Genomic DNA, 13,521 nt, shown 5'->3' with positions numbered 1-13,521 from the left:
TCTCTCCGAGGACGGAGATCGCGTTGCCGCCGATGGTGATCGGAGCGGTGACCGGGGCGGTGACCTGGGTGCCGCTGAGGATGCTGTCGTCACCCGTGGTGCCGGCCTGGGTGGCCGGGGCGGATGCGGCGGGGGCGGTGGATCCGGTCGATCCGGTGGCTGCGCTCTCTCCGAGGACGGAGATCGCGTTGCCGCCGATGGTGATCGGAGCGGTGACCGGGGCGGTGACCTGGGTGCCGCTGCCGACGGCATCCGTTCCATCGGTCTCGGTCATCACCGGGGTGGACGCGGTCGGGGCGGGCGTGCTGCCGGTGCCGCCGGTGACGTCGCTCTCGCCGAGGAGCGAGATGCCGTTGCCGCTCACCGTGATCGGCACGTTCACCTGCAGCAGCGCCTGGGTGCCCGAGAGCAGCCCGTCGATGCCCGAGGTGGTCACCGAGGGCGTGCCGGCCGCAGGAGTCGGGGCCTGGGGAGCCTCGCTCTGCGGGGCGGCCGGCGCACTGCTCGACGAGGTGCCGAGCAGGCTCACCGCGTTGTTCGTGACGGTGACGGGAACGTCGACCGTCACGACGGCCTGCGAACCCGATGCCACGCTGGACTCGCCGCTCGTAACCGGAGCGGGTGCCGGAGCGGGTGCCGGTGCAGGTGCAGGTGCCGGAGCGGGTGCCGGGGCAGGTGCCGGTGCAGGTGCGGGCGCGGGTGCCGCGACCGCCTCGCCGAGCACCGAGATCGCGTTGTCGACCACGGTGATCGGAGCGGAGATCGGAAGCACCGCCTGGGTGCCGGAGAGCAGGCTGTCGTCTCCGGTCGTCTCGGCGGCGTTGGCCACCGTCGCGCCGCACAGGGTGATCCCGCCGGCGATGAGCGTGCCCCACAGGGCCCGCTTCAGATACGTACGCATGATGATTCTCCTGACTGGACTGGGGTGTCTGGATGGGTGCGCGCGAAGAGTGGTGCGCGCGCAGCACGGCATCTGCCGTCCGTGGGGTGGACGGCGCGACGGTCAGTCAGTCAGGAGAGACGTCGGTGTCGGCGACCGGCGACGTCGGCAGGGCGTCGTCGGTGGAGCCGGAGGCCCGCTCCCAGGCGGAGAGCGGGAGCGCGCCGACGTCGCTGAGGCGAGCGTGGACGCTGGCGGAGGATCCGCCGGGACCGGCGGAAGACGTGGGTGAGACGGGGGCTCCCGCGGGCGCGCCCGACGGCACGTCGGCGCCGCCGTTCGGGCTCGACGGCTGCTCGCCGGACGCGTGCTCTGCGGCGATCACCGCGGAGGCCGAGAGGTCGGACGCGGGCCCGGGAACCCTCTTCGAGGGAACCACGGATGCCGCGGCCGAAGACGGCTGCACGGCGACCGCTGTCGTTCCGGAACCGGCGGAGCCTCTCCCCGGCACGGCGGGTGAGGTCGGCGCCCGCGGCCCGCCGGCAGCGCCGGGGACCGCCGGATCGATCGCCTCGAGAACGGGCGGAACGGTCTCGTCGACGACGCCGCCGATGAGACCTGTCGTGTCGTCGACGATGCCGACGACACCGTCGATCAGGTCGATGGCGCCGAGGTCGTCGACGACCTTGCCGACGATCGGAAGACCCGTCACGAGGTCGAGCACCGGGTCGGTGATCTGCGAGACGGGGGAGTCGGTGAGGATGCCGGTGACCGGCGCGACGACCGCCTGGGTCGTGTGCGACACCGCCTCGAGGACGGGTGTGGCGACGGAACCGACGACCGGCGCCTGGGCGACCGTCTCGGTGACCGTGTCGACGACGGCCGGGGCGGCCTGCTGAACGGGTGCGACGACCTGCTGCACGACGGGTGCGACGGGTGCGACGACCTGCTGCACGACGGGTGCGACGGGTGCGACGACCTGCTCGACGACGGGTGTCACCGGCGCCGTCACGGCCGATACGGTCTCGCTGACCAGCGAGGTAAGCCCGTCGAGGGGGCCGGAGGGCTGTTCGTCGGCGTGCGCCGAGCCTCCGCCCGTGAGGGCGGTCAGAGCCGCCCACGCGAGCACGCCGAAGCCACCCCAGATGACGCCGGCAGGAATGCCGCGTCGGGTGGCTCGAGCGTCCACGTCAACCTCCCCCTCAAAAGGTCACGTATTCGACAGATCTCCATCGATAGACGGTGACGATACCCCCGCGAGCCGGATCTGTCCAGGGGGTTTCCGACGAATTTCGCGCCGTGTCAGATGGGGACGCGCCCGGGAAATCTGAGCTTGACTTTCCCCAGGTTCTGCACATGCGGTCTCTCCGCCGGTCAACCTTCAACGCGCGATTTAAACTGATTCCCATCCACAGGCTGGGGAATCCAGAATCCGCAGATCAACGCGAAAAAACGCAACCGATACTCAGGTCCTCCACCGGGTTATCCACAGCCGTTCTGCACAGACACTCCGGCCTTCTCCGCACGCTCTCCACAACGTTATCCACAGGCCGTGTTGCACCCGCATCGCCCCGCTCGTACCGTGGTCGAGCGACCGGATGTCGGGGGTTCCTGGTTCGCTGTGCACGTCGGCCCGAAGGGGCCGGAGCACGGCTCCGCTCTCACGGCGGCGCATTACGCAAACGTGGCATCGAAGGGAACAGCGTGTCGATCGCCGACATCTCGGAGGAGCGCCTGGGCGGCCAGCGCCAGCCGGAGCGCACCCCTCCGCACGACCTACTCGCCGAGCAGAGCGCGCTCGGCGGCATGCTCCTGTCGAAGGATGCCGTCGCCGACGTGATCGAGACGCTCAAGGGCGCCGACTTCTACATCCCCAAGCACGAGCTCATCTTCGAGGCGATCCTGTCGCTGTACTCGCACGGCGAGCCCACCGACGTGGTGGCCGTCACCGACGAGCTCATCAAGACCGGCGAGCTGGGTCGCGCCGGCGGCGCCGACTACCTCCACACCCTGACCTCGATCGTTCCCACCGCCGCGAACGCCGGCTACTACGCGGGCATCGTGTCGGAGCGCGCGATCCTGCGCCGCCTCGTCGACGCCGGCACGCGCATCGTCCAGCTCGGCTACGACGGTCAGGGCGACGCGACCGACATCGTCAACAACGCCCAGGCCGAGATCTACTCGGTCACGGGTTCCGAGACCGCCGAAGACTACGTGCCGCTGATGGTCGCCGTCGACGCCGCGGTCGAAGAGATCGAGGCCGCCAACGGCCGCGACGGATCGATGACCGGCATCCCGACCGGATTCAAAGAGCTCGACGAGCTCACGAACGGACTGCACGGCGGCCAGATGATCGTCGTCGCCGCGCGGCCCGCGATGGGAAAGTCGACGCTCGCGCTCGACTTCGCGCGAGCGGCATCCATCGGTCACGGCTTCCCGTCGATCTTCTTCTCACTCGAGATGGGCAAGAGCGAGATCGCGATGCGTCTGCTCAGCGCCGAGGGTGCCATCCCGCTGCAGAACATGCGCAAGGGCACGCTCGACCCGCGCGACTGGACCACGGTCGCCGCGACCCGCGGACGCATCAACGACGCGCCGCTCTACATCGACGACAGCCCGAACATGACGCTCGTCGAGATCCGCGCGAAGTGCCGTCGGCTCAAGCAGCGCGAGGGTCTGCGCATGGTCATCATCGACTACCTGCAGCTCATGACGTCAGGAAAGCGCGTCGAGTCGCGGCAGCAGGAGGTCTCGGAGTTCTCTCGTGCGCTGAAGCTGCTGGCGAAGGAGCTGCAGGTTCCGGTGATCGCGCTGTCGCAGCTCAACCGTGGCCCCGAGCAGCGGCAAGACAAGAAGCCCGCCATCAGCGACCTGCGCGAATCGGGCTCGATCGAGCAGGATGCCGACATGGTCATGCTCCTGCACCGCGAGTCGGTCTACGACAAAGACGTGCGCCCGGGCGAGGCCGACCTCATCGTCGCCAAGCACCGCAACGGCCCGACCGCCACCATCACCGTCGCGTTCCAGGGGCACTACTCCCGCTTCATGGACATGGCCCCGGGCGGCGATTTCGGGTGATGCCTGTTTGAGGTCTCTCTCCGCGTGTCGCAGAGGCCGCCGTCTCCTTTCGGGAGGCGGCGGCCTTTTCCTGTGTCCGCCCACTCTTGCGTGCGGTTACGGATGTCGGACGAAAGCACGGATGCAGGGCGAAAACAGGCGGATCGGTCCGACAATCGGGCTATCCCCCGACAGGTGAAACCGCGGATGCCGCGGAACCCTGGCCCGGATGCCGCCCATGCCGCCGACGCTCAGTCGCGCTCGACCGGCAGCCAGAGCTCGCAGGTCGCGGTGCGGAAATCGTCCGAACGATCGAGGATCGACACGATCGACGGTCCGGGCCGGAGCCGCCACGGGTTCGAGGGGAACCACTCGGTGGCTGTCGTCGCCCACGTCTCCTGCAGCACGTCGGGGAAAGCGCCGCTCGCGGTGAACACGGCCCACGCGCCGGCCGGCACGTCGATGATGTCGAGATCCGCGGGCACATCGAGCTCGTCGTCCACGGCGACACCGTGCAGGTACGTGAGTTCGCTGCCCTCGGTGTAATCGGGGTCGACGTCGGCGCTGACCTGCAGCAGGCCCGTCGGCTCGGTGGTGCCGAGTGCTTTCAGGCGAGCGTGCTCGGCGACCGGGATTCCGGCGATGTGCGCCTGGATGTGCGGATTGACGCCCTCGTGGATGAGGGGCACGCGTGCGGCGTGTCCGATCAGACGGAACGAGGGCCGATCGGTGATGCGGGTGTCCATGGGGGTGATCCCTTCGACGGTCAGGCGGAACCTGAGGTGCGGTTGTGTGCGAAAGGGGCCGCCGCGTCGGCGCACATCCATCGGTGAGGCGCGATGCACCGAGCGGAAAGCGCGAGTGAACGCCTCCGTCGATCCGTATCCCCAGCGCACGGCGATGTCGAGCAGGTCGTCGGTGCCGAGCAGATCGGCTGCGGCGAGCGTCATCCGACGTCGGCGGATGTACTCCGACAGCGGCATCCCTGCCAGCGAGGAGAACATCCTCCGCAGGTGATACTCGGTCGTTCCGACCTCCTTGGCGAGTGCGGCGACATCGATCCGTTCGGACAGGTGCGTCTCGACCTGCTCGAGCACTCGGTTCAGCGATCCGATCACGTGCCCTCCTTCGCCATCCAGCCTCCCGCGGGCGGCGGAGACCCACACGACTATCGTGGCCCGATCCGATCGTCGCTGCCGTCCGGCCGGCGAACGGGCCGCGAACAACGCGAACTAACCGTGAAAAGACACGCCCCGGCACTTGGTTTCACGGTGAGTTGATCGCGGAGGTCGCATGATCAACCAGATGATCGCCTCCGACCATCGCGACTGACAGGATGCCGGTTCAGTCGTCGCTCGTCGCAGGGCGGTAGCGCAGCTCGACGAGCTGCGATTCCGGCAGTACGCTCGCGCTGACGAGGTGCAGTCGCGCAGGGGCCCCGTCGTACACCTTCGAGCCGTCGCCGAGCAGCGCTGCACCGACGAGCACGATGAGCTCGTCGACGAGACCGGCCTCCCAGAGCGGGTTCCACGTCGTGGCGCTGCCGAACATGAGCAGATCGCCCCCGTCCTGCTGCTTGAGCCGCTCGATCTCGGCCGGACCGTCGGTCCGCCCGACGACGCGCGTCGTCGCTGCCCACGGCGCGTCGTCGGCGATGGTGAGGGTGTCGCTGATGACCACCGCGTCGATGGAGGTGACGATCGACGCGATCTCGCGATCGCGGTCGCTCGCCGACGGGTCGGCGGCGACCGCGGTCCAGTGGTTCCAGTTGTCGGGAAACCAGGTGCCGCCGTACACGAGCGTGTCCGCACGTCTCAGCAGGCCGAGGTTGTGCGTGTCGAAGGCATCCTCGAAGGGCATCCCGCTGAGATCCGTGCCGGGGCCTTCGTAGTAACCGTCGAGCGATGTGAGGACCGACACCACGAGTCTGCGCATGCGGCGATCCTAGACACCGCGGCTCGGGAGCGCACCCCTGTCCGTTCTCGGATGCGACGGCAGCGGCTCCTTACACTGGATCGGGTGCGAGCCGCTCTCGCGGCCCGCGACCGAGAGGAGGCGCGATGCCGACCGTGATCGCCGATGACGGCGTGCGACTGGACTACACCGAGCACGGCGACCCGTCGGGTCGGCCGGTGGTGCTCCTGGCCGGATTCAAGGCGGCGGCGACGAGCTGGAGGTATCAGCTGGCACCGTTCTCGGCGGCGGGCTACCGGGTGATCGCCGTCGACGTCCGCGGCCACGGGGCGAGCGAGCGCCCGGCATCCGGCGTCGACATGGCGCGACGCGGTCGTGACGTGCACGACGTGCTGACCGCCCTCGACCTCACCGACGTCGTCCTGATCGGCGGCTCGATGGGCGGCAACACCATCTGGTCGTACGTCGAGCAGTTCGGCTCGGTCGCCCTCAGCGCGATCGTCATCGTCGATCAGACGCCGAAGATGCTGAACACGGCCGACTGGACGCACGGCTTCTACGGCTACGACGAGTCCAACGTCGACACCTTCTTCGCGACGAGCGTTCCCGACACCGGCAGGGGAACGCCGATGTGGCGCCGGGGCATGCGTCTCGTCCGGCTCCTGCGCGTCTTGGGAAGCGCGGGCGAGCGCGAGCTCACCCCGGGCGAGCTCACCCTGCTGCACGACCACGCCACCCGCGACTGGCGTGCGGTCATCGCTCGCACCGAGACGCCGGTGCTGTTCGTCGCCGGTGAGCAGAGCGAGTTGTGGCCGAGCACTCACGCCCGCGCCTCGGCCGCTCTCGCTCCGCGGGGCCGCGCCGCGGTGATCCGCAACGACGGCCATGGCGCCAACCTCGAGCAGCCCGCCGCTTTCAACCGCGGCGTCCTCGACTACCTCGCCGAGGTGGCACCGCCCCGGCGATAGCGGGCCGGCCCGAGGGAGTCAGGCGCGACTCAGCCGGGCGATCATCCCGACGATGCCTCGCATGAGAGCGATGGCGATCACGGCGCCCCAGAGAGCGAAGAGCGCCACCATCGCCGCGCCGGGCAGTGCGTGCGCGGCGAACAGGGTCGCCACCATGCCGAAGACCGCCATGATGCACAGGGCGAACCGCGAGTTGGTGGTGACCGATCCGCCTCCCGGCGTCGTCACCAGCATGCCGAGCTGCGCCAGTCCGACGGCGAGCCCTCCGATCCACCAGCCGAAGCGGACCGGCCACGCGATGACGGCGGGCAGATGGTCGATCGGACCGGCTCCCTCGTATGCCTCGCGCCGCGGCAGGGTCACGATCACCATGGCAAGGAGGGTGATGGCTCCGAGCGCGAGCAGCGCCGATGCCACGGTCAGGAGGGATGCCGGGCCGGCGAGGAGCGTCGTCGGCACCGCGATCGCCGCGCCTGCCGCGACGAGGAGAGCGGTCGCACTCCAGAGAATTCCCGCCGTCATGCGCATTCCTGCTCCCTCTGCCTCGACATCCGCCCCGCTGGATGTGAATCTCGAGACTACCGGCGGGCGCCGATCCTTCAACCGCCCGCCGGGACTGTACCCTTCTGCTAGCACTCGCTGAGAGGGAGCGTGGCCGTGGGGTATTTCATTCTCGTCATCGCGCAGACGGTCGTGCTGCCGATCGTCTCGGGCATCATCGAGCTCGCCACGGTCGGCGGCGACCCGATACTCGTCTTCGGCAAGTGGTGGGTGTTCTGGGGCGTCGGCACCCGTCTGCTCGTCGCCGGCGTCGCCCAGGTGTCGGGCAAGGGCCCGACGACGGCGATCCTGGGCTCCGCGCAGGCGAGCGTGCAGGAGAAGCAGCTGACCCGCGAGCTCGGCACGGCGAACATCGGCATGGGACTCGCCGGTCTGCTCGCCCTCGTCGAGGGCTGGGCGGTCCCCGCCGGTCTCGCCGGTGGCGTGTTCCTGCTGCTCGCCGGCGCGATGCACGTGGCCAAGAAGGCCAAGAACGCGCAGGAGAGCCTGGCGACCTGGACCGACCTGCTCGTCGGTGTCGTGGTGGTCGTGCTCGCGGTCTCGACGCTCATCCGATTCGCGACGGCCTGACCCGGCCTAGCCGTCGTCGCCCGAGAGGTCGACGGCGATGCCTGCGACCTCGTCTCGGGCTGCGGTCATCCGTGCTGCGCTGTCGAGCAGCGCTGACACCTCCGCCGGCGATCCCTCATGCTTCTGCGCGACGCGCACGTTCGAGCGGAGGTTGATGATCGCCCCGGAGATCCCGGCGCGCAGGGCCTCCGACGCGACGGCGAGATCCGCCGTCAGGTGCGGGTTCCCGATGTCGGCGAGCAGCCGGATCTCGGGAATCAGGCGGATGCCGACGTCGCCGAGCCGTACCGACGATACGGCCGCGTCGACCGCGGCATCCCGCACCCGGGCATCGCGGTCCGGGTCGTCGGCCGGAAGGGCGAGCGCCGCACCGAACCCGGCCGAGGAGACGCCGTCGGCCTCGACGGCGGCGAGGGCCTCGGCGCGAACGTCGGCGAGCCGCTCGCCGCAGCGCGCGGCCCGGTCGTCGTCGGGCGTGTACTCGGCCACCATGCGCAGCAACGACGCGGCGATGCCGAGCATCACCCCCGCTGCCGCACCCCCGCCGGGAGCGCCGTGCGGTCGGCCGAGCTCGGCCAACCACCCGTCCAGCGGTGTGGACGTGGAAATGTCGTCGCTCTCCTGCATGCGGCCACCCTAGCCGCCGCCCGGCCGGTGCGAGACGCGGTACTGGTCGCACCGCGACGGATCTGAACTCCCCTCGCAGCATCCGTCCTTCGCCGGGCGTCTGCCGCTCCTCGAGGACGTCCCGACGGTCCTCGACGGACCGCCGGGACGGTGATCGATCCTCGCCCGGTCAGCCGGGGATGCCGATGCGGCGCTCGCCGGACCGCAGCTGCTGGATGACCACGGCGATCACGAGCAGGGCACCCTGGGCGACGTTCTGCCAGAACGTGTTGACCCCCAGGATGGTCATGCCGTTGGTGAGCACCCCGAGCAGGATGACGGCGAGGATGGTGCCGGGGATCGTGCCCTTGCCGCCCTTCAGGGCCGCGCCGCCGAGAGCCGCGGCGGTGATCGCCTGCAGCTCCAGTCCCTCGGATCCCGAGATCGGCTGCCCGGAACCGGTGCGGGCGGTGATGAGGATGCCGGCGATCGCGGCGATCGCACCGGTGACCATGTAGACGCCGATGATGTACCGGTTGATGTCGATGCCGGCGAGACGGGCGGCGATGTTGTTGCCGCCGACGGCGTAGATGTTGCGTCCGACCGTGGTGTACCGCAGCGTCACGTGGGCGAGTGCCGCGACGAGCAGCAGCACCAGGATGAGCGTCGGGATTCCGGCGACGCCACCGCGGGCGAGGAACACGAAGAACGGATCGGCGCCGGTGTAGCCCTGGGCGCGCCCGTCGGAGATCAGCTGCGCGACGCCCTTGAAGGCGGCCAGCGTCGCCAGGGTCGCGATCACGGGGTTCACGCGTCCGAAGACGATGATGCAGCCGTTCACGAGTCCGCAGAGGATGCCGATGCCGATGGCGCCGACGACGCCCAGGGCGGGTCCGGCCGCCGTGAAGATCATCGCGGAGGTGACCGAGGTCAATCCGGCGATGGAGCCGACCGAGATGTCGAGCGCTCCCAGGATGATGACGATGGTCTGAACGACCGCGAGCAGACCCATGATCGCGATCGCGGTGCCGATGACCTTGAGGTTGCCGACGCTGAAGAACAGCGGGTTCTGGATGCCGATCACCGCGACGACCAGGGCGATCGCGATGATGAGCGAGACGTTCTGCACGCCGACCCCGCCGATGAACCGGCGGAAAGCCGACGGCCTGTCGTGCTCGACCGTGGTGGTGGTCGTCGAGACCTTGAGACTGCTGTCGCTCATGCGGCGACCTCCTCGTCCATCGCGAGCGCCAGGATGCTCTCTTCGGTTGCCTCCGAGCGCGGGAGCTCTCCCGTGATCCGCCCGTGGGCCATGACATAGATGCGGTCCGAGACGCCGAGCACCTCGGGGAGTTCGCTCGAGACGACGATGACCGCGACCCCCTCGTGCGCCAGCCGGTCGATGATCGCGTAGATCTCGGCCTTGGCTCCGACGTCGATGCCGCGGGTCGGCTCGTCCAGCAGCAGGATCTTCGGTCTCGCCGCCAGCCAGCGCGCCAGCACGACCTTCTGCTGATTGCCGCCGGAGAGCCGGCCGACGAGCTGGTCGGGACCGGGGGTGCGGATGCGGAGCGAGTCGATGTATCCCTGCGCGAGCTCGCGCTCCGCGGCATCCTTCACGAAGATCCAGCGCGCGAGTCTGCGCAGCACCACCAGGGCGGCGTTGTCGCGCACGCTGCGCTCGAGAAGAAGCGCCTCGGCCTTGCGCTCCTCGGGAGCGAAGCCGATGCCGGCGCGGATGCTGTCGCGGGGGCTGCGGATCCGTGTGAGGGCTCCGCGCACGCGGATCTCGCCGGAGCTCACCGGCAGGTCTCCGGCGATCGTCTTCATGAGTTCGCTGCGACCCGCTCCGACGAGACCGGCGACGCCGACCACCTCGCCGGCGCGCACGCTGAGCGAGATGTCGTGCACCTCGTCGTTGGAGACGTCGACGAGCTCGAGCGCGACGTCGCCGAGGGCGGCGGGCTCGCGGTGGAAGAACTGCGTCAGATCGCGACCCACCATCATTCGCACGAGCTCGTCGTGGTCGGTCTCGTCGACCGACTTCGTGCCGACGTAGCCGCCGTCGCGGAGCACGGTGATGCGGTCGGCGAGCTGGAAGATCTCGCCCATGCGGTGCGAGACGTAGGCGATGGCCACGCCCTCCTTCTGCAGCTCGCGGATCAGGGCGAACAGCAGCGTCACCTCCTCGTCGCCGAGCGACGAGGTCGGCTCGTCGAAGCAGATGACCTTCGGGCGGGTGATGACGGCGCGCATGATCTCGACGATCTGCCGCTGAGCGGGCGAGAGGTCTGCCCCGAGGGTGCGCGGGTCGATCACGCGGTGGAAGCCCCAGCGGCGCAGCTCCTCGGCGGCGCGGCGCTCGAGCTCGCCGCGACGGAAGGCGCCGGCCCCGAGCGTGCCCACGTAGATGTTCTCTGCGACCGAGACCCAGGGCACGATCTCGGGCTCCTGGGCGATCACGCGGAGCCCGGCGTCGCGCGCGTCGGCCGGGCCGGCGAACGAGACGGGCGCGCCGGCCATTTCGAGGGCGCCGCCGTCGGGCTGGTAGTCGCCGTCGAGGATCTTGAGCAGCGTCGACTTGCCGGCGCCGTTCTCGCCCATCAGGGCGGTGACCTCGCCGGCGCGCAGTTCGAGGTCGACGCCGCGCAGAGCGCGGACGGGACCGAACGACTTGGTGATCCCGCGCGCCCGCAGGGCGATGGCATCCGCGGTCATGGTGCTCCTCTCGAGCGGAGGGCCGCCGGGCGGCCGGAGGGAAGGGGAACGGAGGGGCGGTCGGTAGCGCCGACCACCCCCTGGCCGTCAGGTGCAGACGACGCCCTTCTCCTCCCAGTTGGAGGCGTCGACGATCTCGGTGTTGGCGACCGTCTTCGGCGGCAGCTCGGTGCCGTTGCGGAGCAGGTCGATCATCGAGGTCATCGCGGCCTTGCCCACCTCGACGCCCGAGATGAACAGGGCCGACTTGTTGCCCGTCTCCTGCCCGGCGTTCCAGTCCTTGCAGGTGAGGTAGGCGCCCAGTCCCACGCCGATGATGTCGGCCGGCGCGATGCCGGCGTTCTGCAGCGCCGTGACGACGCCGGTCTCGTTCTCGTCGTTGCAGCCCCAGACGATCCAGTGCTTCACTCCGGCGTTGGCGGTGATGACGGCCCCCGCCTTGTCCTGCGCGTCGGTCACCGAGTTGTCGGTTCCGACGTCGATGACCTCGGGGCCGTCGACCACGGCCTCGGTGAACGCGCTGTCGGCGCCGTCGACGCGCTCGACGCAGTTGGGCTGGTCCTGCTTGTAGGCAGACAGGATGCGGGTGTCGGCGGCGGTCCAACCGGCCTCCTGGTAGAGCCGGGCCGCCTCGGCGCCGACCTTCTCGCCCATCGACGTGCCGTCGAACCCGGTGAAGGCCAGGGGCTCGCCCGCGCCGTCTTCGATCGGGTCGTCGGCGGCCATGATCGGGATGCCCGCGTCGGTCGCGAGCTGGATGACCTGGGGGCCGATCTGCGTGTCGGGCACGACGATGATGATGCCGTCGACCTGCTGGGCGATCGCGGCCTCGACCTCGGAGATGGCCTTGTTCGAGTCGCTGGCCACGTCGATGACGTTGACGGTGACGTCGCCGTCGGCCTTCGCCACCTCCTTGGCGCCGTTCGCCTCGTCGATGAAGTACTGCTGGTCGCCCTGCTTCTGGATGAGGGCGATGGTGAGCGGCCCGTCGGTCGTCTCGCCGCCTCCGGCTCCCGGGTCGGCGGTCTCCATGCCGGAGGAGCAGGCGGTCAGGGCGGCGAGCGCCAGGACGGCGACACCGCCCGCCGCGGTGCGCGACCAGCGGCGATTGCGAATGGTGATCATCGAGACTCCCTTGTCTGGTGCTGTGGCGGCCGTCGTGGCCGACCCGTGATCGGACACCACCGAAGATACGTGCTGGACCAAGGCGGGACCGAGGACAATCGCACGGCGGATATGGAGGATCATCCGGTCCCCCGACGACACGCATGATTCTGCCCGCCGAAGCGACGATCGTGGTGCGCGGCGCGATATTCCCGTATTGTTCCCGTGTCATCGGCTCAGGAGGTCGCGACCATGGACGAGACGCCGGTTCCCGCCCCGCACTACCGCAGAGACGGCTTCGCGCGTCAGCGTCTCTGCGTCGTTCCGCGGCCGCAGGTGGACGCGGCCCTCACCGAGCCCGGCACACGCCGCCTGCTGGTGACCGACGCCGGGTACTTCCCCGAGGCGGAGGGCCACCGGCGCGTGCGCAGCCGGGGAACCGCCGAGACCGTCGTGCTGCTGTGCGTCTCGGGTCGCGGCACGGTGACGATCGGCGGCGAGCGCTTCGTGCTCACCCCCTCCTCGTCGATCGCGATCGCCGCGGGCAGCCCGCACAGCTACGAGGCGTCGGCCGACGATCCGTGGAGCATCTGGTGGCTGCACGTGCGCGGGACGGATGCCGCGGAGCTGGCGACGACGACGCTCGGACGCCAGAATCCCCTGACCCGCCTGCGCTCACTCGACCGGGTGGTCGCGCTGTTCGACGAACTGGTCACCGTGCTCGAGCGGCGGCTGTCGCTCGCGCAGCTGCTGACGGCCTCGGGAATCGCGTGGAACCTGCTCACCCGCATCGCCGCAGACAGCACGCTGCCCGGCGAGGGTTCGCCTCTGGAACGGGCGATGCACTACCTGGAATCGCGGATCGACAGCAGCATCCAGGTGAACGAGCTCGCCGCCCTCGTCGGCATGTCGCCGTCGCACCTCAGCGCGCTCTTCCGCGAGGCGACCGGCGGCGGACCCGGCGCCTTCCACACGTCGCTGCGCATGGCGCGCGCCCGCAGCCTGCTCGACACGACGACGCTCCCCGTGCGCGAGGTCGCGCTCGCGGTCGGGTACACCGATCCGCTGTACTTCTCCCGGCACTTCCGCCGGCTGCACGGCGTCAATCCCTCGGGCTATCGCGCGCTGCACAAGGGGTGAGCG

General features: G+C 69.8%; 12 protein-coding genes and 1 pseudogene. 4 read left to right on the top strand and 9 right to left on the bottom strand.

The window, feature by feature from the left end; all coding sequences use genetic code 11:
* Together AB3M90_RS10640 and AB3M90_RS10635 are read right to left on the bottom strand one after the other, a co-directional pair.
* A pseudogene (locus AB3M90_RS10640) lies at nt 1-901 on the bottom strand (hypothetical protein); the annotation flags it as partial.
* A gap of 106 nt (nt 902-1,007) precedes the next feature.
* Nucleotides 1,008-2,069 (bottom strand): hypothetical protein, encoded by a 1,062-nt coding sequence (locus tag AB3M90_RS10635; protein ID WP_412951923.1) that lies wholly within the window; start codon nt 2,067-2,069, stop codon nt 1,008-1,010.
* Nucleotides 2,070-2,584: 515 nt separating this feature from the next.
* Between AB3M90_RS10635 and dnaB the strand changes: the two genes are divergently transcribed.
* Nucleotides 2,585-3,958, top strand: coding sequence for a replicative DNA helicase (dnaB, locus tag AB3M90_RS10630; protein WP_412951922.1), 1,374 nt, complete (start codon nt 2,585-2,587; stop codon nt 3,956-3,958).
* A 230-nt stretch (nt 3,959-4,188) separates the two neighbouring features.
* Here dnaB and AB3M90_RS10625 read toward each other — a convergent pair whose 3' ends face one another.
* Together AB3M90_RS10625 and AB3M90_RS10620 are read right to left on the bottom strand one after the other, a co-directional pair.
* Nucleotides 4,189-5,055: an AraC family transcriptional regulator gene (locus AB3M90_RS10625; RefSeq protein ID WP_412951921.1), complete on the bottom strand. Its 867-nt coding sequence runs from the start codon at nt 5,053-5,055 to the stop codon at nt 4,189-4,191.
* A 226-nt stretch (nt 5,056-5,281) separates the two neighbouring features.
* Nucleotides 5,282-5,872 (bottom strand): dihydrofolate reductase family protein, encoded by a 591-nt coding sequence (locus AB3M90_RS10620; protein WP_412951920.1) that lies wholly within the window; start codon nt 5,870-5,872, stop codon nt 5,282-5,284.
* A 125-nt stretch (nt 5,873-5,997) separates the two neighbouring features.
* Here AB3M90_RS10620 and AB3M90_RS10615 point away from each other — a divergent pair, with 125 nt between their 5' ends.
* Nucleotides 5,998-6,819 carry an alpha/beta fold hydrolase gene (locus tag AB3M90_RS10615; RefSeq protein WP_412951919.1) on the top strand — a complete coding sequence of 274 codons (822 nt, stop codon included), beginning with the start codon at nt 5,998-6,000 and terminating at the stop codon, nt 6,817-6,819.
* 18 nt (nt 6,820-6,837) lie between these two features.
* Here AB3M90_RS10615 and AB3M90_RS10610 read toward each other — a convergent pair whose 3' ends face one another.
* Nucleotides 6,838-7,341, bottom strand: a complete 504-nt coding sequence (locus tag AB3M90_RS10610) for a hypothetical protein (RefSeq protein WP_412951918.1) — start codon at nt 7,339-7,341, stop codon at nt 6,838-6,840.
* Between the two features lie 135 nt (nt 7,342-7,476).
* Between AB3M90_RS10610 and AB3M90_RS10605 the strand changes: the two genes are divergently transcribed.
* On the top strand, nt 7,477-7,950 hold the full coding sequence (locus tag AB3M90_RS10605; RefSeq protein ID WP_412951917.1) for a DUF6790 family protein: 474 nt from the start codon (nt 7,477-7,479) through the stop codon (nt 7,948-7,950).
* Between the two features lie 6 nt (nt 7,951-7,956).
* Here AB3M90_RS10605 and AB3M90_RS10600 read toward each other — a convergent pair whose 3' ends face one another.
* The 4 genes from AB3M90_RS10600 to AB3M90_RS10585 form a co-directional block, all read right to left on the bottom strand.
* Entirely contained in the window at nt 7,957-8,577 is a 621-nt protein-coding gene (locus AB3M90_RS10600) for a cyclodeaminase/cyclohydrolase family protein (protein ID WP_412951916.1), read from the bottom strand.
* Between the two features lie 169 nt (nt 8,578-8,746).
* Nucleotides 8,747-9,778, bottom strand: a complete 1,032-nt coding sequence (locus AB3M90_RS10595) for an ABC transporter permease (RefSeq protein ID WP_412951915.1) — start codon at nt 9,776-9,778, stop codon at nt 8,747-8,749.
* On the bottom strand, nt 9,775-11,274 hold the full coding sequence (locus AB3M90_RS10590; RefSeq protein ID WP_412951914.1) for a sugar ABC transporter ATP-binding protein: 1,500 nt from the start codon (nt 11,272-11,274) through the stop codon (nt 9,775-9,777). Before AB3M90_RS10590 ends, AB3M90_RS10595 begins: the two co-directional genes overlap by 4 nt.
* 87 nt (nt 11,275-11,361) lie before the next feature.
* The gene (locus tag AB3M90_RS10585; protein WP_412951913.1) at nt 11,362-12,399 is read right to left on the bottom strand and encodes a substrate-binding domain-containing protein; all 1,038 of its coding nucleotides are present in this window, start codon (nt 12,397-12,399) and stop codon (nt 11,362-11,364) included.
* Between the two features lie 204 nt (nt 12,400-12,603).
* On the opposite strand from AB3M90_RS10585, the gene AB3M90_RS10580 reads away from it, so the two are divergent.
* Complete coding sequence (locus tag AB3M90_RS10580) at nt 12,604-13,518, top strand: AraC family transcriptional regulator (RefSeq protein ID WP_412951912.1); 915 nt, start codon at nt 12,604-12,606, stop codon at nt 13,516-13,518.
* Nucleotides 13,519-13,521: the final 3 nt, after the last annotated feature.

The organism is Microbacterium martis (assembly GCF_047246685.1).
Taxonomy (GTDB): Bacteria; Actinomycetota; Actinomycetes; order Actinomycetales; family Microbacteriaceae; genus Microbacterium.
Note: the sequence above shows the minus strand (reverse complement) of the source record. Positions and strands in the feature narration are given on the sequence as shown.

Bases quoted from the DNA above. Each gene is read 5' to 3' on its own strand.
- AB3M90_RS10585 (WP_412951913.1), bottom strand. From the start codon at position 12,399: ATGATCACCATTCGCAATCGCCGCTGGTCGCGCACCGCGGCGGGCGGT.
- AB3M90_RS10590 (WP_412951914.1), bottom strand. From the start codon at position 11,274: ATGACCGCGGATGCCATCGCCCTGCGGGCGCGCGGGATCACCAAGTCG.
- AB3M90_RS10595 (WP_412951915.1), bottom strand. From the start codon at position 9,778: ATGAGCGACAGCAGTCTCAAGGTCTCGACGACCACCACCACGGTCGAG.
- AB3M90_RS10615 (WP_412951919.1), top strand. From the start codon at position 5,998: ATGCCGACCGTGATCGCCGATGACGGCGTGCGACTGGACTACACCGAG.
- AB3M90_RS10600 (WP_412951916.1), bottom strand. From the start codon at position 8,577: ATGCAGGAGAGCGACGACATTTCCACGTCCACACCGCTGGACGGGTGG.
- AB3M90_RS10620 (WP_412951920.1), bottom strand. From the start codon at position 5,872: ATGCGCAGACTCGTGGTGTCGGTCCTCACATCGCTCGACGGTTACTAC.
- AB3M90_RS10610 (WP_412951918.1), bottom strand. From the start codon at position 7,341: ATGACGGCGGGAATTCTCTGGAGTGCGACCGCTCTCCTCGTCGCGGCA.